Origin of the sequence: Microbacterium sp. SA39 (assembly GCF_000967865.1) — a bacterium.
Lineage (GTDB): Bacteria > Actinomycetota > Actinomycetes > Actinomycetales > Microbacteriaceae > Microbacterium.
Genome location: NZ_JXRU01000027.1, coordinates 39186 through 57619, shown reverse-complemented (window position 1 = coordinate 57619; position 18434 = coordinate 39186). Strand labels below are relative to the sequence as shown.

19 protein-coding genes and 1 tRNA gene are annotated in these 18434 nt (G+C 68.5%); 9 read left to right on the top strand and 11 right to left on the bottom strand.

What is annotated here, in order from left to right:
- Positions 1 to 8: 8 nt before the first annotated feature.
- The gene (locus RS85_RS04150; protein ID WP_046012164.1) at positions 9 to 650 is read left to right on the top strand and encodes an NAD(P)-dependent oxidoreductase; all 642 of its coding nucleotides are present in this window, start codon (positions 9 to 11) and stop codon (positions 648 to 650) included.
- 7 nt (positions 651 to 657) lie between these two features.
- On the opposite strand, the gene RS85_RS04145 is transcribed toward RS85_RS04150, so the two are convergent.
- On the bottom strand, positions 658 to 1962 hold the full coding sequence (locus tag RS85_RS04145) for a DUF4032 domain-containing protein (RefSeq protein WP_046012163.1): 1305 nt from the start codon (positions 1960 to 1962) through the stop codon (positions 658 to 660).
- A gap of 80 nt (positions 1963 to 2042) precedes the next feature.
- A complete protein-coding gene (locus RS85_RS04140) occupies positions 2043 to 3146 on the bottom strand; it encodes an ABC transporter ATP-binding protein (protein ID WP_046012162.1) in 1104 nt (367 codons plus the stop codon).
- Positions 3147 to 3378: 232 nt separating this feature from the next.
- Between RS85_RS04140 and RS85_RS04135 the strand changes: the two genes are divergently transcribed.
- From RS85_RS04135 to RS85_RS04120, 3 genes are all read left to right on the top strand, one after another.
- Complete coding sequence (locus RS85_RS04135; RefSeq protein ID WP_046012161.1) at positions 3379 to 4338, top strand: DsbA family protein; 960 nt, start codon at positions 3379 to 3381, stop codon at positions 4336 to 4338.
- Positions 4339 to 4417: 79 nt separating this feature from the next.
- Positions 4418 to 4490: transfer RNA gene (locus RS85_RS04130), tRNA-Thr, on the top strand.
- A gap of 626 nt (positions 4491 to 5116) precedes the next feature.
- Positions 5117 to 6070, top strand: a complete 954-nt coding sequence (locus RS85_RS04120; RefSeq protein WP_046012159.1) for an aldo/keto reductase — start codon at positions 5117 to 5119, stop codon at positions 6068 to 6070.
- A 28-nt stretch (positions 6071 to 6098) separates the two neighbouring features.
- Here the strand turns inward: RS85_RS04120 and RS85_RS04115 are convergent, their stop codons facing one another.
- The 5 genes from RS85_RS04115 to RS85_RS04095 form a co-directional block, all read right to left on the bottom strand.
- Positions 6099 to 6776 (bottom strand): response regulator transcription factor, encoded by a 678-nt coding sequence (locus RS85_RS04115; protein WP_046012158.1) that lies wholly within the window; start codon positions 6774 to 6776, stop codon positions 6099 to 6101.
- Complete coding sequence (locus RS85_RS04110) at positions 6773 to 8038, bottom strand: sensor histidine kinase (RefSeq protein WP_052703377.1); 1266 nt, start codon at positions 8036 to 8038, stop codon at positions 6773 to 6775. Before RS85_RS04110 ends, RS85_RS04115 begins: the two co-directional genes overlap by 4 nt.
- A gap of 10 nt (positions 8039 to 8048) precedes the next feature.
- Positions 8049 to 8858 carry an ABC transporter permease subunit gene (locus RS85_RS04105; protein WP_046012157.1) on the bottom strand — a complete coding sequence of 270 codons (810 nt, stop codon included), beginning with the start codon at positions 8856 to 8858 and terminating at the stop codon, positions 8049 to 8051.
- Positions 8855 to 9766, bottom strand: coding sequence for an ABC transporter ATP-binding protein (locus RS85_RS04100; protein WP_046012156.1), 912 nt, complete (start codon positions 9764 to 9766; stop codon positions 8855 to 8857). Before RS85_RS04100 ends, RS85_RS04105 begins: the two co-directional genes overlap by 4 nt.
- A 107-nt stretch (positions 9767 to 9873) precedes the next feature.
- On the bottom strand, positions 9874 to 10500 hold the full coding sequence (locus RS85_RS04095; RefSeq protein ID WP_046012155.1) for an SOS response-associated peptidase family protein: 627 nt from the start codon (positions 10498 to 10500) through the stop codon (positions 9874 to 9876).
- Between the two features lie 102 nt (positions 10501 to 10602).
- Here RS85_RS04095 and RS85_RS04090 point away from each other — a divergent pair, with 102 nt between their 5' ends.
- A complete protein-coding gene (locus RS85_RS04090; protein ID WP_046012229.1) occupies positions 10603 to 11511 on the top strand; it encodes a DMT family transporter in 909 nt (302 codons plus the stop codon).
- A 3-nt stretch (positions 11512 to 11514) separates the two neighbouring features.
- On the opposite strand, the gene RS85_RS04085 is transcribed toward RS85_RS04090, so the two are convergent.
- Both RS85_RS04085 and msrB read right to left on the bottom strand, forming a co-directional pair.
- Positions 11515 to 12075: a nitroreductase family protein gene (locus tag RS85_RS04085; protein WP_046012154.1), complete on the bottom strand. Its 561-nt coding sequence runs from the start codon at positions 12073 to 12075 to the stop codon at positions 11515 to 11517.
- Positions 12072 to 12476 (bottom strand): peptide-methionine (R)-S-oxide reductase MsrB, encoded by a 405-nt coding sequence (gene msrB / locus RS85_RS04080; RefSeq protein ID WP_046012153.1) that lies wholly within the window; start codon positions 12474 to 12476, stop codon positions 12072 to 12074. Before msrB ends, RS85_RS04085 begins: the two co-directional genes overlap by 4 nt.
- A 71-nt stretch (positions 12477 to 12547) precedes the next feature.
- Here msrB and RS85_RS04075 point away from each other — a divergent pair, with 71 nt between their 5' ends.
- The 4 genes from RS85_RS04075 to groL all read left to right on the top strand — a co-directional run bounded on the left by RS85_RS04075 (position 12548) and on the right by groL (position 16200).
- On the top strand, positions 12548 to 13540 hold the full coding sequence (locus RS85_RS04075) for a DUF2332 domain-containing protein (RefSeq protein ID WP_046012152.1): 993 nt from the start codon (positions 12548 to 12550) through the stop codon (positions 13538 to 13540).
- A gap of 9 nt (positions 13541 to 13549) precedes the next feature.
- Positions 13550 to 13807 (top strand): DUF3263 domain-containing protein, encoded by a 258-nt coding sequence (locus RS85_RS04070; RefSeq protein WP_046012151.1) that lies wholly within the window; start codon positions 13550 to 13552, stop codon positions 13805 to 13807.
- A 70-nt stretch (positions 13808 to 13877) separates the two neighbouring features.
- Positions 13878 to 14456: a LytR C-terminal domain-containing protein gene (locus RS85_RS04065; protein ID WP_327037200.1), complete on the top strand. Its 579-nt coding sequence runs from the start codon at positions 13878 to 13880 to the stop codon at positions 14454 to 14456.
- Between the two features lie 124 nt (positions 14457 to 14580).
- A complete protein-coding gene (groL, locus tag RS85_RS04060) occupies positions 14581 to 16200 on the top strand; it encodes a chaperonin GroEL (protein WP_046012149.1) in 1620 nt (539 codons plus the stop codon).
- 75 nt (positions 16201 to 16275) lie between these two features.
- Here the strand turns inward: groL and RS85_RS04055 are convergent, their stop codons facing one another.
- Both RS85_RS04055 and RS85_RS04050 read right to left on the bottom strand, forming a co-directional pair.
- Positions 16276 to 16563, bottom strand: a complete 288-nt coding sequence (locus RS85_RS04055; RefSeq protein WP_046012148.1) for a WXG100 family type VII secretion target — start codon at positions 16561 to 16563, stop codon at positions 16276 to 16278.
- Positions 16564 to 16686: 123 nt separating this feature from the next.
- Positions 16687 to 18387 (bottom strand): sensor histidine kinase, encoded by a 1701-nt coding sequence (locus RS85_RS04050; RefSeq protein ID WP_082087484.1) that lies wholly within the window; start codon positions 18385 to 18387, stop codon positions 16687 to 16689.
- Between the last annotated feature and the right edge of the window lie 47 nt (positions 18388 to 18434).

Genomic DNA, 18434 nt, shown 5'->3' with positions numbered 1-18434 from the left:
AGAAGCGCATGGCTCGCATCGTCGTCCTCGGCGGCACCGGCTACGCCGGCCGGCACATCGTCGCGGAGGCGGTGAGCCGGGGTCACGCCGTGATCGCTGTCTCGCGCTCGGAACCCTCCGACCCGGTGGCGGGCGCCGCGTACGTGCAGCGCTCGGCTCTCGATCTCGATGAGATCGCCGAGACCTTCGAGGGCGCGGATGCCGTCGTCTGGGCGCTCTCCGCGCGCGGCGACATGGAGGACAAGGCTCTCGATGCGCTGCAGAAGGTCGCCGCGAGGATCACCGGCACCGACACCCGGCTCGGTGTGATCGGCGGCGCGGGCGGCAGTCTCGTGGCCCCGGGCGGTCCCCGTCTGTTCGATCAGGGCTTTCCGGAGGAGTACGAGGCGGAAGCGCAGGTCGGCATCGACTCGCTCGCCTTCCTCTCGAGCACGGATGCCGGACTCGACTGGTTCTTCGTGCACCCGGCCGAGCAGTTCGGGCCCTGGGCCGAGGGCGAGCGCACCGGCCACTACCGCGACGGCGGCGACGTGATCGTGCGCGACGCCGACGGGAAGTCGTCCATCTCCGGCGCGGACTTCGCCGTCGCCATGCTCGACGAGATCGAGCAGGGGAACCACCACCACGAGCGATTCACCGTCGGCTACTGAGCGGGCGTCAGACCAGGTCGCGCCAGTCGACCTCGTCCTCGTCGGCGGCCAGCGACAGGTTCCCGGTGATCACGGGCAGGCTCATGGTCTCGGTCGGCGGTCCCATGATGGTGGCCTCGTCGCGCCGATGACGCAGCACCTCATTGATGTAGCTCGTCAGCACCTCGGCGAGGGGCACGGAGCGTCCCTGCGCCTGTGACAGGTACCAGCGGTGCTCGAGCACCTGGTGGAACACCTCGGCGGGCTCGAGCTTGGTGCGCAGCTCGTAGGGGATGGCACGCACCACCGGCTCGAACACACGCGTCAGCCACTCGTGCGCGTACATCTCCTCGTCTGCCCACTGCTTGGTCGACCGGGCGCGGAACTCGTCGAGGTCGTTCAGCAGGCGTCGAGCCTGATTCTCCTCCACGTCGAGCCCGGTGAGGCGGATCAGTCGGCGCTGGTGGTGCCCCGCGTCCACGACCTTCGGCTGGATCTCCACCACCGTGCCGTCACCCGTCGTCGACATCGACATCTCGTCGATGTCGAAGCCGAGGGCGTTGAGACGCTCCACGCGTTCGGTGATGCGCCATGTCTCGGATGCCGAGAACGACTCCTGCGCGGTCAGCTCGGCCCACAGCGACCGGTAGGACGACACGATGCCGTCGGCGATCGCGACCGCATCCACCCCGTGCTCGAGCCGCCCGCCGGCAGCCAGATCCATGATCTCGCCGGCGATGTTCGTGCGAGCGAGGTCGAGATCATAGACGCGCTGACCGTCGGTCAGTCCCTCCTCGTGCAACTCGCCGGTCTCGGCATCGACCAGGTAGGCGGCGAAAGCACCGGCGTCGCGGCGGAAGAGCGTGTTCGAGAGCGAGACATCGCCCCAGTAGAAGCCCACGTTGTGCAGGCGCACGAGCAGCAGCGCGAGGGCGTCGACGAGGCGAGTGGCCGTGTCAGGTCGCAGCACCCTCGTGAACAGGGCGCGATACGGCATCGAGAACCGCAGATGCGCGGTGACGAGTGCGGCCGGCAGCGGCTCGCCCGCGGCATCCGTCCGCCCCGCGATCACGGCCACGCGATCGACGCACGGCACGTCGAGGCGTGCGAGGTTGCCGAGCATGTCGTACTCCCGCTGTGCCATCTCCGCCGTCGTCTCCTTGACGGCGATGACGCGACCCGACAGGTCGGCGAAGCGCACGAGGTGGCGGGAGAGGCCCTTGGGCAGCGACACGATGTGCTCGGACGGCCACTTCGCGAGAGTCGTCGACCAGGGCAGCGCGAGCAGCCCCGGGTCGACCTTGCTCGCGGTGATCCGCAGCGAGTCCTGCATCGCGCTCCTGGGAGGGAAGTGAGGGAAAAGCAGACGCGGCGCGGGCGACCCGGAGGTCGGCCGCGCCGCGTATGGTGGGATCAGGCCGAGACGACCGGCTTGTCGTTCAGGCGCTCGCCCGACTCGATGTCGAACGCGTGGACGTGGCCGGCGGATGCTGCGAGCGTGACCGTCTCGCCCGCGTTCGGGTGGCTGCGGCCGTCGACGCGTGCGACCAGGTCGGCGCGCTTGCCGTTGATCTCAGTGTGGCCGTACAGGTAGCCGTCAGCGCCGAGCTCCTCGACCAGGTCGACCGTGACCTTGAGACCGCGTCCGTCGGCCGGGCCGACGACGATGTCCTCGGGGCGGACGCCGACCGTGACCTGCGAGCCGTGTGCACGGCCCACGGTGTCGCGGTCCAGCGGAACGACCTCGTCGCCGAAGCGGATGCCGCCCTCGGCGAGGTCGGCCGAGAACAGGTTCATCGCGGGCGAGCCGATGAAGCCGGCGACGAACACGTTGTTCGGCTTCTCGTAGAGGTCGCGAGGTGTTCCGACCTGCTGGAGCAGGCCGTCCTTGAGGACCGCGATGCGGTCGCCCATGGTGAGGGCCTCGGTCTGGTCGTGCGTGACGTAGACCGTCGTGACGCCGAGGCGACGCTGCAGCGACGCGATCTGCGTACGGGTCTGCACGCGGAGCTTGGCGTCGAGGTTCGACAGCGGCTCGTCCATGAGGAACACCTGCGGCTGACGGACGATCGCGCGGCCCATCGCGACACGCTGACGCTGACCACCCGAGAGGGCCTTCGGCTTGCGGGTCAGGTAGTCCTCCAGGTCGAGGAGCTTGGCGGCCTCGAGAACGCGGGTCGCGCGCTCCTCCTTGTTGACGCCGGCGATCTTGAGCGCGAAGCCCATGTTCTCGGCGACCGTCATGTGCGGGTACAGCGCGTAGTTCTGGAAGACCATCGCGATGTCGCGGTCCTTCGGAGGGACGTCGGTGACGTCACGGTCGCCGATGAGGATGCGGCCGGCGTTGACCTCTTCGAGACCGGCGAGCATGCGGAGCGAGGTGGACTTACCGCAACCGGAGGGGCCGACCAGGACGAGGAACTCGCCGTCTCCGACCTCGAGGTTGAGCTTGTCGACTGCAGGACGCGTGCCACCGGGGTACAGGCGGGTCGCGTCGTCGAAAGTGACAGATGCCATTGTTGTTTCTCCTCACCGGCAGGTACGTGCCGGACGATCCGTAGTGATGGAAGTGGCGGAATGAACCGCCATGACCCGTCTTTGGGTCGGGATCAGTATGACATGAACCGTGGCACCTGGGTATTTCTCAGCCTGGCTGGTTAACATCGAACCTGGCCGCGCATTGCGGCGATCGTCGCTCCGCGCGATGGTCGGGGCCAACCCGGACCCCCTCAGACTTTCAAGAGGAACGATGTCGAGCGACGAAACGCCGAACGTCCCCACGCCTCGCAATTCTCGCGAGGCCGTGCGGGAGAAGGCCCAGAAGGTGCACGCCCAGCAGTCCAGGGCTCGACTGATGCGACGAATCATCATCGGTGCCGTCGCGATCATCGCCGTCGGTGCGGTGGGCACCGCCGTCACCCTCGCGGTGTCGGCGCAGGTCTCCAAACCGCAGCTGACTCCGACAGGCATGGAGTCTGACGGCGTCATCGTGAACGACATCGACGCGATCGCGGCGTCCGATGAGACGCTCGGGACGCCCGTGCCGGAGCCGACCGAAGCGGCTGCGACCGCCACTCCGACTCCGGCTCCGGAGCCGACCGCGCCGGAGCGCGTCGAGATCCACGTCTATGTCGACTACCTCGCACCGGATGCGGGCGAGTTCGAGCGCGCGAACGCGCGCCAGCTCGCGAGTTGGATCAGTGAGGGTGCGGTGACGGTCAGCTACCATCCCGTCGCTCTTCTGACCGCCAGCTCGAACGGCACCAAGTACTCGCTCCGCGCGGCGGCGGCGGCTGCGTGCGTCGCGACGCACTCGCCGGACAAGTTCTATGCGTTCAACCGCGACCTGCTCAGCAACCAGCCGAAGGTGGGCACTGACGGCTTCTCGGACGCTCAGCTGGCCAACGCTGCTGCCGCGGTCGGAGTCGACGACGCCAAGGCCGTCCGGTCCTGCATCGAAGACGGCGACTTCGTGACCTGGGCGAAGGAAGCGACGACCCGCGCCCTCGACGGGCCTCTGGCCGGCTCCGATGACCTCGTGCTCTCTTCCGCTCCCATGATCGTCGCGAACGGTGAGGCGTACGTCGGAGCACTCGACGATCCGGCGGAATTCTCGAACTTCATGCTCACGATCGACAACGATGCTTCCCAGCAGTCGAACGAGACGCCGACGCCGACCCCCACTCCGACCGCAACCCCCACTCCGTAGTCTCGCGGGCTCAGCGGGTCAGCTCGCGCTGACGTTCTGACGCCGTAGAATCGATGAGGCGCGCGGAATCACGCGATCCGCCGACTTGGCGCAATTGGTAGCGCACCGTACTTGTAATACGGGGGTTGCAGGTTCGAGTCCTGTAGTCGGCACAATCATCCGCCCGATCGTGTCACGGTGACCAGTTTCTCGACACGCGCGGAACCCCGAGACAGCCAGTACGAGCACCGCGACCCACGGTCCGGCGACCATGATCGGATCGAGCCACGCGTGCCGGAGGTTCAACCTCCCACGTCCGAAGCGCGAAGCCACCGGGTGGTGACGGAACTCGGCCAGCACCCCCGTCTGCGTCATGGGCTGGTCAGGCCGACAGGTGAGAAACGACCGGGCGTGAGCGCCGATCGATTCCACACGGTCGCCGAGCACGAGGATCATCCACCGAACGTTCTTCGTCTCGCTGAGATGGTCGTACGCGAAGCGCCGGATACGTCCGGAGATGCCGTGGAGTGGCTGGGCCGTTCCATAGACCGGTGGCAGCATCTCCGCGTCGCCCCGGATGTGATCGGCTGATCGTCGCGACGCTCTGCGGTCCACTGAAAACCCCGGAGCGATGTGGGGGCATGGGCTTGCCTCAACGCGGTCGAAGGGAGTAGGGCGCTCCCGCGCCTACGACCGGGGGCGCGCCGACGCGGCCCGCACGAGGACCCGTCTGCCCGCTGAGGGCTGCAACACGCGGTCACACGGAAATACCTCGGGATCGAGCGCCGTTGTCCCGAGCATGACTCGTATCGGAACCAGTGACCTCAACGTCTTCCCGCTGTCCCTCGGCGGCAACGTCTTCGGCTGGACGGCCGACCGCGACACATCCTTCGCCGTGCTCGACGCGTTCGTCGCAGGAGGTGGCGACTTCGTCGACACCGCGGACTCCTACAGTTCGTGGGTTCCGGGCAACTCCGGTGGGGAGAGCGAGACGCTCGTCGGCGAGTGGCTGGCGTCGAGGAAGCCCCAGAACGTGGTCGTGGCGACCAAGGTCAGTCAGCACCCGGAGTTCCTCGGGCTCTCCGGGGCGAACGTGCGCAAGGCCGCAGAGGCGTCGCTCTCCCGCCTCGGCGTCGACGCGATCGATCTCTACTACGCGCACTTCGATGACGAGACCGTGCCGCTCGAAGAGACGGTCGCAGCCTTCGGGCAGCTCGAGACCGACGGACTCATCCGTCATGTCGCGGTCTCGAACTACACCGCCGAGCGGATCGGTGAATGGATCGGCATCGCCGACAGGCTCGGCGTAGCGCGGCCGGTCGCCGTGCAGCCGCACTACAACCTCGTGCACCGGAACGTCGTCGAGGAGACGATCATCCCGGTGGCGGAGGAGTTCGGGCTCGGCTTGATTCCGTACTACTCGCTGGCCAGCGGCTTCCTGACCGGCAAGTACCGCTCGACGGATGCCGGCGGCCAGGCCTCACCGCGGGCGCAGGGGGCGGCGAAGTACGCGACGGACGCAGGGCTGCGGATCATCGACTCGCTCGAGGAGATCGGGCGGGCCCACGACGCATCCATCGCTGCGACGTCGCTCGCCTGGCTGCGCGCACAGCCCACGGTCGCCGCGCCGATCGCGAGCGCGAGCTCCGTGGAGCAGGTGCCGGACCTGCTGGCGGGCGGGCGACTGGAAGTCACCGACGACGAGGTGCAGCGGCTGAACCGCGTCTCCGATTGGACACCCGCAGGGGCCTGACAGACGAAGAGCGCCCCGGCTGCTCCGGTCAGGCGTCTCCGACCAGCCCCAGCCGGTGCGCGAGGATCACGGCGTGAATGCGATCCCGCGCCTCGAGCTTGGCCAACACTCGGCCGACGTGCGTCTTGACGGTGGACTCGCCGACATAGAGGGTCTGAGCGATCTCGGCGTTCGTCAGGCCTCGGCCGATCGCCAGGAAGACGTCGCGCTCGCGCTCGGTCAGGTCCGCGAGCCGCGACGTCTCCGCCGGATCCACCGGGGGTCGCCCGGCCCCGAGCTGCGGAGTGACGTGCTCCAGCAGCATCCGGGTGATCCGCGGTGCAAGCGCCGCGTCGCCGCGGTGGACTGCTCGGACGGCCGCGATCATCTCGTGGCGTTGCGCATCCTTGAGCAGGAAGCCGCTCGCCCCCGCGCGGATCGCTCCGAAGGCGTACTCGTCGAGGTCGAACGTCGTCAGCACGAGGACGCGCGTCCGCGGGTGATCGCGCACGATGGCCTGAGTGGCGGCGATACCGTCCAGACCCGGCATCCGGATGTCCATCAGCACGAGGTCCGGATCGAGGGTGGCGGTCTGGGCGATGGCAGCGCGTCCGTCGGCTGCCTCTGCCACCACGGTGATGTCGGGCTCGGCCTCGAGGACCATCCGGAATCCGACGCGGATGAGTTCCTGGTCGTCAACCAGAAGAACTCTGATCGGCTGCGTCATCCGCTCTCCTCCGTCGCATCTGGCTGTCGGGCGATGTCACCCGTCGGCAATTCGGCGCGGAGCAGCCAGCGCCCCCCACCGTCCGCTTCCGAACGTACATGCCCGCCGACGTGCGCGGCGCGTTCCGCGAGACCGCGTGCGCCGAAACCGTCGTTGCCGACAGGACCGCTGACGCCGTCGTTCGCGATCTCGATGGTCACCGTCTCGGGTGTGTAGTCGACGCGAACGGCGATCGCCGTCGCGGTCGGCGCATGGCGCATGGCGTTCGTGACACCCTCCTGGACGATCCGTCCGACCGCGTGGGCGACCGCAGGGCACACCTCTGCGCTTCCGATGACCGTGAGCGTCGCGGGGAAGCCCGCTCGCTGGGCCGCCGCGACCGTGTCATGCGGCGGCGTCGGTTCCAGCGGAGCGAGAGGTGCGGGTGAGTCGACGTCGCGGAGCACGCCGAGCATCGAACGCATCTCGGTCAGCGCGCCTCGTGCCGTCTGCGCCGCCGAGGCCGCTGCCATCCGCGCCTGCGTGTGATCGGGAGTCGACACCGCCCCTTCGGACAGGGCGACGATCACGGTGAGCGAATGCGAGACGATGTCGTGCATCTCGCGGGCGATGCGGGCACGCTCTGCCGCTGCCGCCAGTCGCGCCTGCTGGTCGCGTTCGACCAGGAGCTGGCGCGACCTGTCGATGAGCGCGGTGAGATAGCGCTTCCGCTCGCCGACGTTGACGCCGATCAGCGTGCCGATGAGACCGAAGACGACGATGCTCAGCATCGAGTCGATGCCGCCCTGGAGAGTGATCAGGTTGAGGCCCATGAGAAGGAGGGCCGTCGCTGTCACCGTCGTGGTCCCGATCGCGAACGCCGTCCAGGCGGCGCGTGTCGAACCATAGACCGCCAGTGCGTAGCAGGCGAAGAGCGGAAGAGGGGGTCCGCCCGGGCTCGGGAGCAGCATCAGCACCATCGCGAGCATGCACCCTGCCACGAACGGCACGAGTGGATGACGTCGCCGCACGAGCAGGGTCAGAGAGGCGGCGACCATGAGGACCGGGAAGATGAAGGGCGGCACGTCGCTTGCCGGAAGCTCCTGCGGGATCTCGGTGATTCCGACCGTGGTGGAGGACAAGAGCAGACAGATGCCCACGATCACCACATCGGCGAAGACCGGATGGCGTGCCCAGAACCGCCGGAACAGGCCGGGCGCACGCGGAAGCCGCAGCTCCTCGTCCTCGCGGATCGAGTCGCTGCGGCTTCGCGTTCTCTTCACAGGGCTGACTTTACGCGTCACGGGTGCGGAGCACTGCCCACGCGGAGAGCATGCCGGCTGCGACCCATCCGGCCAGCGTCAGGTAGGCGACCGGAACGTCGAGGCCGGAGCTGCCCGGCATGATCGCGCTCTGCGCCGCCGAGGAGGGGAGGTACGCCGCTGCCTCTGCGAGCCACAGGCTCGATTCCCCGGAGAAGGCGAACAGGCTGAGCACGATCGGGAGCACGAACAGCAGTCCGACCGTCGCGGCGATGGCACCCGCGCCGGATCGGAGTATGAAGCCGAAGGCGACGCCGATGAGGGCGAACACGGCCATCGACAGCGACGCCATGAGGATCGGCAGGTACGACGCGGCAGGGTCGGACCAATCGATGCTCTGATCTCGCGATGACACGATCAGTGCGACCGCCAGCGCGGCGATCACGAAGATGATCAGCGAGGAGATGAACATCACCGCCGCCGTGACCAGTGCCTTCGCGGCGAGGACCGAGCCGCGCGCCGGGTTGGCCGTGAGCGTCGAGCGGATCATCCCGGTCGAATACTCTCCGGTGACGGAGATCGCGCCGAGGATGCCGGCCAGCAGCATCGTGAACTGGATCGGCGAGACGACGGCCTGGATGGGCGCGAAGGCGGGATCGACGACGTTCTGCGCTATGAGGATGGCGATGCCGACGGTGAGCAGCCCCGTGACGCCGATCGACCACCAGGTCGAACGCAAGGTCGCGAGCTTGATCCATTCGCCGTGCAGGGCGCGCACGAAGGTGAGCCGGTGACGGGTGTCCACGCGGTGCGGAGCGACGGTGGGAGCCTGGACGGTCATGAGATCTCCTTGGTCCGGTACTCGACGGCGTCGCCGGTGAGGGCGAGGTACGCGTCCTCCAGCGATCCGGTGGTAGGGGTGAGTTCGTGCAGCGGGATGCCCCGCTCGGCGGCCAGGTCGCCGATCCGTGCGGCCGGCAGGCCCACGATGTCGAGAAGGTCGGGCGCGGAGCTCACGACCTCGACGTCGGGGCCCCCGACGGCGGCGACGAGATCAGCTGCGCGGGGTGTACGCACTCGCACCGTGTTGGTCGTCCAGGCGCGGACGAGCTCTGCGAGGGGAGCATCCGCCAGTACCTTTCCGCGTCCCATGACGATGACGTGGTCGGCGGTCTGCGCCATCTCGCTCATCAGGTGGCTCGACAGCAGGACCGTGCGACCCTCGGATGCCGCGTGCCGCACGAACTGACGCACCCACCGCACGCCTTCGGGGTCGAGGCCGTTGACCGGCTCATCGAGGATCAGCGTGTGCGGGTCGCCGAGGAGTGCCGAGGCGATGCCGAGGCGTTGCCCCATGCCGAGCGAGAACTTGCCGGCACGCTTCCGCGCGACGCTGCCGATGCCGGCGAGATCGATGACCTCGTCGACGCGTGTGGCGGGGATGCCGTGGGTCGCGGCCATCGCGCGGAGGTGATCGCGGGCGGTCCTGCCCGTGTGCACCGCCTTCGCGTCGAGCAGCACGCCGACCTCGGTGAGCGGCGCGCGGAGCTGGCGGTACTCGCGGCCGGCGACGGCGGCCCGGCCCGACGTCGGACGGTCGAGTCCGACGATCATCCGCATCGTCGTCGACTTTCCTGCGCCGTTGGGGCCGAGGAAGCCGGTGACGCTGCCCGGCTGAACGGTGAACGATACGTCATCGACGGCCGTCTTGTCTCCGAACCTCTTCGTGAGGCCTTCTGCTGTGATCATGTGGTCCACGCTACGGACCGGGGCGGGGGTGCCGCGTCCTCCCCAGGTACCTTCCTCCGCGCACGGGGGTCCTCCCGGCGGAGGACGCGAGCGGTGGGAGCCGTCGATCAGGGGCGCGGACGAGCCTGCACGCGGGCGGCCATCTCGTCGGAGGCGATGACGGCCTCGTCGATGATCTCCCTGGTGGCGGGGGCGGTGAGCCAATCGCGGCTCAGCGAGGGAGGGATGAGCAGCGGCATGCGATCGTGGAGTTCGACGAGGTGGGCGGGCGCCGGGCGCATCACGATCGAGTAGCAGGTGAACCAGGCCCCGTCTGTCGTGCGCCCGCGCTGGGTCACGGCGGCCATCCCGAACAGAGCTCCGTCGTCGACGATGAACTCGTTCCACTGCCGGGATGGCTTCTGCATCTCGTACCAGCTCGTCGCGGGCACGATGGCCCGGGTCTTCGCGCCACCGGGGCGATCCTGCAGACGCTCGGAGCGCGTGTTGATGGAGGGGAACTTCGCGGGCTCGCCGTTCACGAGGAAACCCCACCACGCGGGCTCCAGCGTCGGAGCGGTCTCGGGCTGCACGACGATCGGATTGAGATTGCGAAGGTTCTTGCCGGTCGGACGCACGGTCTCACCGGCGTTCTCTTCCGCCCAGACCCGCAGCCCTTCCAGGACGGCGTCGTCTGCCGCGGCGAGGAGCTCCGCGTCGGTGAAGCGGGGATCGAGGCCATAGCTCGCGCACATGTCGCCAGCGTAGCCGTGGCCGCCGACATCCGGTGCGCGATCCCGGATGGTGCGCTCGGGTAGGGTCGACGGGTGCCCGAAACCCGCCGCGTCCCCGTGCCGCTGGCGCTCGGCGGAGCCGTCGCGATCGGCGTGATGACAGCCGTCCAGGCGCGCATCAACGGGGTGCTCGGAGTCAAGGTCGACGACGGCGTCGTCGCCGGGCTCATCTCGTTCGCCGTCGGCCTCGTCGCGCTGATCCTCGTCATCGCCTGCATCCCGTCCGCCCGGCGCGGCGTCGTGCGACTCGGTCAGGGCATCCGACACCGGCGGATCCCGTTCTGGATGCTGCTCGGCGGCGCCTGCGGCGCCCTCACGGTCTCCACGCAGGGGCTCACCGCCGGGGTGCTGGGCGTCTCTCTCTTCACAGTGGGCGTCGTCGCGGGGCAGACTCTGCACGGTCTCGTGCTCGATCGGATCGGCTTCGGTCCTGCCGGGGTGGTCGCCGTCACCCCGGGGAGGATCGCGGGGGGATTGCTCGCGCTCGCCGCGGTGGCCGTCTCGCTCGCCGGCGACGTCCTCGCCTCTGTTCCGCTGTGGATGCTGCTGATGCCGTTCGCGACCGGTGTGGGCATCGCCTGGCAGGGGGCGACCAACGGACGGCTCGCGCAGCAGGTCGGGTCGCCCATCGCCGCGACCCTGATGAGCTTCATCGCCGGGACGGTGGTGCTGCTCATCGCGGCCGGGCTGAGCATCGCCGTCCGGGGCCTCCCCGAGGCGCCGCCTGCCGAGCCGTGGCTCTACTTCGGCGGCTTCCTGGGCGCCGCGTACATCCTGCTCGGCGCCGTCATCGTCGCGCACACGGGAGTGCTCCTGATGGGGCTGGGCTCGGTGCTCGGCCAACTCCTGACGTCGGTCGTCATCGATCTGATCTGGCCGACCGCCGCCGGTCCCGCTCTGTGGCAGATCATCGCGATGACCGCCATCGCCGTGGCATCCGTCGTCGCCGCGCGGATCCGTCCGCGGCGCTGAGATCTACTTGCTCTTCGGCTTCTTGGACTTCTTCGGCATCCGGGTGACCAGCTTCCGCGCATCGACGGCCTTCCGTCGACCGGGCCTGCGTCCGGACGGCTTGCGGCCGACATACAGCCAGCCGAGGAGCTCTTCGTTCTTGCCGAGCCCGTGGGCCTTCGCGACGGCCTTCGACCGGGTGTAGTGCCCGGTGCGCCAGAGCACGCCCCACCCGGCCTCATCGAGCAGCAGACTCAGCACGTGGGCCACGCCCGAGGCGACCGCCTCCTGCTCCCAGCGCGGGACCTTCTCGCTCTTGCGATAGCTGGCGACGACGGCGATGAGCAGAGGCGCGCGCAGCGGCTTGGTGGACGGAGACTTGTCGCCCTCCGCCTTGGCGATGGCAGCGCCGAGCACTTCGCGGTCTGCTCCGCGCAACTCGATCAGTCGCCAGGGGCGGAGCGAGGAGTGATCAGCGACTCGGCCCGCGGCCGCGACGAACGTGAGCAGCTCTTCCCGCGACGGGGCGGTGTCTTCGACCTTCGACCAGGACTGACGCGCCCGGACGGCGTCGAGTGCGCTCACGACTCGTCGGGGGTGAAGTTCATCGCGATCGAGTTCATGCAGTAGCGATCACCCGTGGGCGTTCCGAATCCGTCCGGGAAGACGTGACCGAGGTGCGAGCCGCAGTTGGCGCAGCGCACCTCCGTGCGCACCATGCCCAGGCTCGAGTCCTCGATGAGCTGGACCGCTTCCGGGCGGATCGACTCGTAGAAGCTGGGCCAGCCGCACCCGGAATCGAACTTCGTGCCGCTCTTGAAGAGCTCGGCATCGCAGGCTCCGCAGGTGTAGAGCCCGGAACGTGATTCGTCGAGCAGCTCGCCCGTCCAGGCGCGCTCCGTCGCGGCCTGGCGCAGCACGGCGTACTGCTCGTCGCCGAGCTCTTCGCGCCATTCGTCTTCGGTCTTGTCCACGCTGTACGACATATGTCCTCCTGAGTCCCCTCCATTCTCTCCCGTCGCGCGGACCTTCGGGTGCGCCGCGTCACAATGGACGGATGACGGATGCTGTCCAGCAGCGCTACGCGCGCTTCGCCAAGGAGGAGGCTCCCGGCCGCAGTGCGCTGTACGAAGAGTGGGCGGCCGGCGTTGCCTCCGACCCCGAGGTGCAGCGGCTCATCGCCCGGATCCCGGAGAACCGGCGGCAGCCGCCTCTCGTGTTCGCGGTGTCGCGGATGCTCGGCGCCGGGCTCGAGGGATACCCGGCATGGCGGCGGTTCGTGGTTCGGCACGCCGATGACCTCGTGGCGGAATGCACGGCGCGGCAGCTTCAGACCAACGAACCGCTGCGGCTGGCCGCCCTGCTGCCGGTGTTGGCGGAGATCGACGGGCCGGTAGCCCTGCTCGAGATCGGTGCCTCCGCCGGACTCTGCCTTTATCCCGACCGATACTCCTATCGGTTCGAGGGGGAGGACGGTCGGCTTCGGGTAGCCCTCGACCCGGCGGACGGGGTCTCGAGCGTGGTCCTCGAGAGCCGCGTGACGGGAGAGATCCCTCCGCTGCGCCTGCCGGAGGTCGTCTGGCGAGCGGGTATCGACCTCGCGCCGCTCGATGCCGCGGACGAACGGGACCGCCGGTGGCTGACAGCCCTCGTGTGGCCGGGGGAGACCGGACGGGAGGAGCGCATCGGGGCGGCGCTCGACGTCGTGGCATCCGATCCTCCGCATCTCGTCGCCGGAGACGCTCTGGCAGGGCTCGAAGCGCTCGCCGCGGAGGCTCCTCCGGGGGCGACGCTCGTCATCACGACGCCCGGAGTGCTCGTGCACATTCCGCGAGCAGCTCGCGAAGAACTGGTCGAACGCATCTTCCGTCTGCGCGCACGGTGGGTCACCATCGACCCACCCGGTCTGCTGGACGTGTGGGAGCCTCGGGTCGAGGCTGCGGACTGGCCGGGGTTCGTGGTCGCGCTCGACGGGCGCGTCCGCGCTGCCGCGGATCCGCTCGGGCGATGGTGGGAGTGGCGCGCGTCCGATTCGACGGCTGCGTCCTAACCTGGAGCCATGCTCGGAGACCTCACGGAACGTGATCGCGCGATCCTCGCCCTCGAGGCGTCCTGGCCGCGTCACGGCGGGGCGAAGGAAGAGATCATCCGCGCCCAGCTCGGCATGAGCGCGGCTCGCTACTACCAGCTGCTCGGGCGCCTGATCGAGTCCGACACCGCCCTCGAATACGACCCGATGCTGGTGCGGCGGCTCCGGCGCATCCGCGACACGCGTGCCGCCGGACGTACCGCCCGCACCCCGAGATTCGTCGGCTGATCCCGGACGCTCGCGATCCCGCTCCGCGCCGCCGAAGGGAATGACAGGAACGTGCCGCTAGCATCGAGGGGTGTCCAAGCCCAGCAGCGATCGCTTCGATGACGTCCCCCGTTCTTCCGGACGTGTAGGGGCGCACCGCGCCGAGGTCCCCGGAATGAACGGCTGGGTCGTGCTGCTGTGGTCGTTCGTCGCGGCCCTCGTGCTCATCATCGCCGGCATCTTCGGCTCCCTCGTGGTCATGGGGCGCATCTCACTGTTCCCCGAGGCGGTGCCGAGCGCGGTGCCGACCCCCGAGGAGACCGGTGTCGTCGACACCACCATCTCGGTGATGATCCTCAACGCGACCCCCGAAGAGGGCCTGGACACGCAGATGCGGGATGTCCTGATCAACGGAGGCTGGGCCGCAGACAGCGTCTTCGCGAGCGACAGCGCGAGCCAGGACTTCGCCACCACCACCGTCTATTACGTGGCTGAGGAGGACGAGCTCGCGGCGATCGGCCTGGCCGGTGTGATCGGGGGTGCGGAGGTGCAGCAGAGTGACTTCTACGCAGCGCTCAACGACACCGGCGCCAAGCAGCTCACGGTCGTGATCGGCCTCGATCGAGCGACCACCGTGCCCGAGACGCCCGCCGAGACACCCGCCCCCTGACCTCGGCAGACGCCCCTCGTCCGGCGGCTTGCACTCGAAGGGGTCGAGTGCCAGAATGGCGTTAGCACTCGCACACTCTGAGTGCTAAACCCAACGTCTACGTCCAGGAGGGACGAAAAAACTCATGGCAAAGATCATTGCTTTCGATGAGGAGGCCCGCCGCGGCCTCGAGCGCGGCCTCAACATCCTCGCCGACGCGGTCAAGGTGACCCTCGGCCCGCGCGGCCGCAACGTCGTCCTCGAGAAGAAGTGGGGCGCCCCCACCATCACGAACGACGGTGTCTCCATCGCCAAGGAGATCGAGCTCGACGACCCGTACGAGAAGATCGGCGCGGAGCTCGTCAAGGAGGTCGCCAAGAAGACCGACGACGTCGCCGGTGACGGCACCACGACCGCCACGGTCCTGGCTCAGGCGCTCGTCCGCGAAGGCCTGCGCAACGTCGCAGCCGGCGCCGACCCGATCTCGCTGAAGCGCGGCATCGAGAAGGCCGTCGCGGCGATCACCGAGGAGCTGCTCGCCAGCGCCAAGGAGATCGACTCCAAGGAGCAGATCGCCGCCACGGCATCCATCTCCGCCGCTGACCCCGCGATCGGCGAGCTCATCGCCGAGGCGATCGACAAGGTCGGCAAGGAGGGTGTGGTCACCGTCGAGGAGTCGCAGACCTTCGGCACCGAGCTCGAGCTCACCGAGGGCATGCGCTTCGACAAGGGCTACCTGAACCCCTACTTCGTCACCGACCCCGACCGCCAGGAGGCGGTGTTCGAGGACGCGTACATCCTCATCGCGAACCAGAAGATCTCCAACATCAAGGACCTTCTGCCCATCGTCGACAAGGTGATCCAGGACGGCAAGGAGCTCGTCATCATCGCCGAGGACGTCGAGGGCGAGGCTCTCGCGACCCTCGTGCTCAACAAGCTCAAGGGCATCTTCAAGTCGGTCGCCGTCAAGGCTCCCGGCTTCGGCGACCGCCGCAAGGCGCAGCTGCAGGACATCGCGATCCTCACCGGTGGTCAGGTCATCACCGAAGAGGTCGGCCTGAAGCTCGAGAACGCCACGCTCGACCTGCTGGGTCGTGCGCGCAAGGTCATCGTCACGAAGGACGAGACCACGATCGTCGAGGGTGCCGGTGAGGCAGCCCAGATCGAGGGTCGCGTCACGCAGATCCGTCGCGAGATCGAGAACACCGACAGCGACTACGACCGTGAGAAGCTGCAGGAGCGTCTGGCGAAGCTCGCCGGCGGCGTCGCCGTCATCAAGGCGGGTGCGGCGACCGAGGTCGAGCTCAAGGAGCGCAAGCACCGCATCGAGGACGCTGTCCGCAACGCGAAGGCTGCTGTGGAAGAGGGCATCGTCCCCGGTGGTGGCGTCGCGCTCATCCAGTCGGGCACGAAGGCTCTCGACGCTCTCTCGCTCACGGGCGACGAGGCGACCGGTGCGAACATCGTCCGCGTCGCCATCGAGGCGCCGCTCAAGCAGATCGCGCTGAACGCCGGTCTCGAGCCGGGTGTCGTCGCGAACAAGGTCTCCGAGCTCGCCCCGGGACATGGCCTGAACGCGGCCACGGGCGAGTACGTCGACATGTTCGCTGCCGGCATCATCGACCCGGCGAAGGTGACCCGGTCGGCTCTGCAGAACGCAGCCTCGATCGCGGCACTCTTCCTCACCACCGAGGTCGTCGTCGCCGACAAGCCCGAGAAGGCTTCGGCCCCGATGGGTGACCCGTCGGGCGGCATGGACTTCTGATCCACCCCGCTTGACAGAACGCCCCCGGCTCCGGCCGGGGGCGTTCTGCGTTTCGAAGGGCTGTGCGCCCGACTCTCAGCGGAAGAGGCTCGCCGAGTACTGATCGGCATCCGCGTACTGCACGGCAGCCGAGCCGAGCGAGGTGCCGATCGAGTCGAGCACCTGCTCGACGTGCAGCTGCGCGCCCTGCCACTGCTCGGCGCAGCTCTGGAACGCATTGGATGCGTTTCCCATCCACGACGACTGCAGCTGTCGAAGCTGCGCCATTAGGGTGGTCGATTCGCCGCGCAGCCGTTCCATCGTGGCTCTGGTGGCCGCGTGTGCGGATTCGACGGCGTCGGTGTCGACGGTGAAGACAGACATGGGAACTCCTTCTCGTTGGAGCTCCGACGTTATGCGGCGGCGGGTGACGGCATCCGTCGTCGGCGTGCGATTCGTCGGCAGCTGTGCAGAACCGACATCGGGCGGTGCCGGTGCAGGGAGTCCCTACAGCTCGAGGCGATCGAGAGGCTGCGTGTCTTCGAGCAGGTGCGCGGGTGTGGCGCGCGACGGAGCGAGGGGGAAGGTGACCGTGAACGTCGCGCCACCGCCCGGTGTCTCCGAGACCGTGACCGCGCCGTGAAGGGCCTTCACGATCGACGCCACGATCGCGAGCCCGAGTCCCGACCCGCCGGTCTCTCTGGCGCGCGAGGTGTCGGCGCGCCAGAACCGCTCGAAGATCTGTTCGCGGATCTGCGGGGGAATGCCCTCGCCGTGGTCCACGACCGCGATGCTCCCCGTGCCTCGAACCCGGTCGGAGTCGACGACGATCTCGATCGGACCGTCCTCCGGCGAGAATCTCCGCGCATTGCCGAGCAGGTTCGTGACCACCTGGCGCACCTTGTTCTCCTCGCCGAGAACGATGGGCGGAGTGCGCACGGGGAGGTCGGGGACCTCCGTGAAGTCGATGGCGGGCGGCTGCTCCGGTTGACGCGGCCGGCGCCGCAGCCGCGCGAGAGCAGCCCGTGAGAGACCGCGGGGACCATGAGTGGCCGTCGACGCCGTCTGCGGTTCCGGAACCGGGGTGCTGAGTGTGATCACGGGCAGTGAGACCGCGACGGTGCGGTCGATGACCGTCACGGTGCGGCCCGGCGCCGCTGCCCGCACGTCGAGCGCCGCATCACGAGCGATCGGACGCAGATCCAGTGGTTCGATCGCGGGCTCGCGTTCTTCGTCGAGGCGGGCGAGCGCGAGCAGATCCTCGACGAGGACGCCCATCCGGATCGCCTCCTTCTCGATGCGTTCCATGGCGCGCGCCGTGTCCTCCTCGCCCTGGATCGCCCCCATCCGGTACAGCTCCGCGTAGCCGCGAACGCTCACGAGGGGAGTGCGCAGTTCATGGCTGGCGTCACCGATGAACCGGCGCATGTGCTGCACCGTCCGATCGCGCTGCGCGAGGGAGCCGTCGACGCGGTCGAGCATCGTGTTGATGGCACTGTTCAGCCGTCCTACCTCGGTGGTCGGCTCGAGGTCGGTGAGGCGCTGCCGGAAATCGCCCGCTGCGATCGACATGGCAGTCGCCTCGACCTGGCCGAGTCGGCGGAAGGTGAGCGTGACCAGCCCGCGGGTGAGGAGCGCCGCGATGAGGATGGTGATCAACGCGATCGTGATGTAAATGCCGAAGTACTTGCTGATGATGCTGTCGACTTCCGAGAGCGGCATCGCGACCATCTGAACCCGCAGACCTCCGCCCTCGGAGTTCTGCGTCGCCACCGCGGCGCGGTACATCGCTTTGCCCTGCCCCGGGAGATCGAAGACCGTATCGGCCTCGGATTGCGCCTTCTGCAGCGAGTAGGTCTCGGGGAAGAGCGGAGCCTCCTCGCTCGACCCCCCGGTGGACGCCTGCCGTATGCCCTCGGCGTCGTAGACGGCGAAGGCGAAGTCGCGCGGCCGCTCGTCCTTCGCCGTGTAGATCGTCGAGCCGTCGACCACGGTGGGATCGAAGTATCGCTCGACCAGATCGCTCGACACGAGCGCGGGAAGCTGCGCGTCGATGTTCTGAACGAGTGCGGATCGCAGAATCGGTACCGTGCCGATTCCGGCGACGAGCAACCCGAGTGCGAGAACGGCGACGGTGACGCCGGTGACCTTCGCCCTCAGGCTCGTGCGACGCCACCATCCGGTGACCGCATCGGGCCTGTGCGCCATGCGGTCCTCCCGTGTGCGGCGTCTTCGCCGTCGAGCGGCATCGAGTG

Excerpts from the sequence above, each read along its gene's own strand:
- RS85_RS04150 (WP_046012164.1), top strand. The coding sequence starts at position 9 with ATGGCTCGCATCGTCGTCCTCGGCGGCACCGGCTACGCCGGCCGGCAC.
- RS85_RS04145 (WP_046012163.1), bottom strand. The coding sequence starts at position 1,962 with ATGCAGGACTCGCTGCGGATCACCGCGAGCAAGGTCGACCCGGGGCTG.
- RS85_RS04140 (WP_046012162.1), bottom strand. The coding sequence starts at position 3,146 with ATGGCATCTGTCACTTTCGACGACGCGACCCGCCTGTACCCCGGTGGC.
- RS85_RS04135 (WP_046012161.1), top strand. The coding sequence starts at position 3,379 with ATGTCGAGCGACGAAACGCCGAACGTCCCCACGCCTCGCAATTCTCGC.
- RS85_RS04120 (WP_046012159.1), top strand. The coding sequence starts at position 5,117 with ATGACTCGTATCGGAACCAGTGACCTCAACGTCTTCCCGCTGTCCCTC.
- RS85_RS04115 (WP_046012158.1), bottom strand. The coding sequence starts at position 6,776 with ATGACGCAGCCGATCAGAGTTCTTCTGGTTGACGACCAGGAACTCATC.
- RS85_RS04105 (WP_046012157.1), bottom strand. The coding sequence starts at position 8,858 with ATGACCGTCCAGGCTCCCACCGTCGCTCCGCACCGCGTGGACACCCGT.
- RS85_RS04100 (WP_046012156.1), bottom strand. The coding sequence starts at position 9,766 with ATGATCACAGCAGAAGGCCTCACGAAGAGGTTCGGAGACAAGACGGCC.
- RS85_RS04095 (WP_046012155.1), bottom strand. The coding sequence starts at position 10,500 with ATGTGCGCGAGCTATGGCCTCGATCCCCGCTTCACCGACGCGGAGCTC.
- msrB (WP_046012153.1), bottom strand. The coding sequence starts at position 12,476 with ATGTCGTACAGCGTGGACAAGACCGAAGACGAATGGCGCGAAGAGCTC.
- RS85_RS04075 (WP_046012152.1), top strand. The coding sequence starts at position 12,548 with ATGACGGATGCTGTCCAGCAGCGCTACGCGCGCTTCGCCAAGGAGGAG.
- RS85_RS04070 (WP_046012151.1), top strand. The coding sequence starts at position 13,550 with ATGCTCGGAGACCTCACGGAACGTGATCGCGCGATCCTCGCCCTCGAG.
- groL (WP_046012149.1), top strand. The coding sequence starts at position 14,581 with ATGGCAAAGATCATTGCTTTCGATGAGGAGGCCCGCCGCGGCCTCGAG.
- RS85_RS04055 (WP_046012148.1), bottom strand. The coding sequence starts at position 16,563 with ATGTCTGTCTTCACCGTCGACACCGACGCCGTCGAATCCGCACACGCG.
- RS85_RS04050 (WP_082087484.1), bottom strand. The coding sequence starts at position 18,387 with ATGGCGCACAGGCCCGATGCGGTCACCGGATGGTGGCGTCGCACGAGC.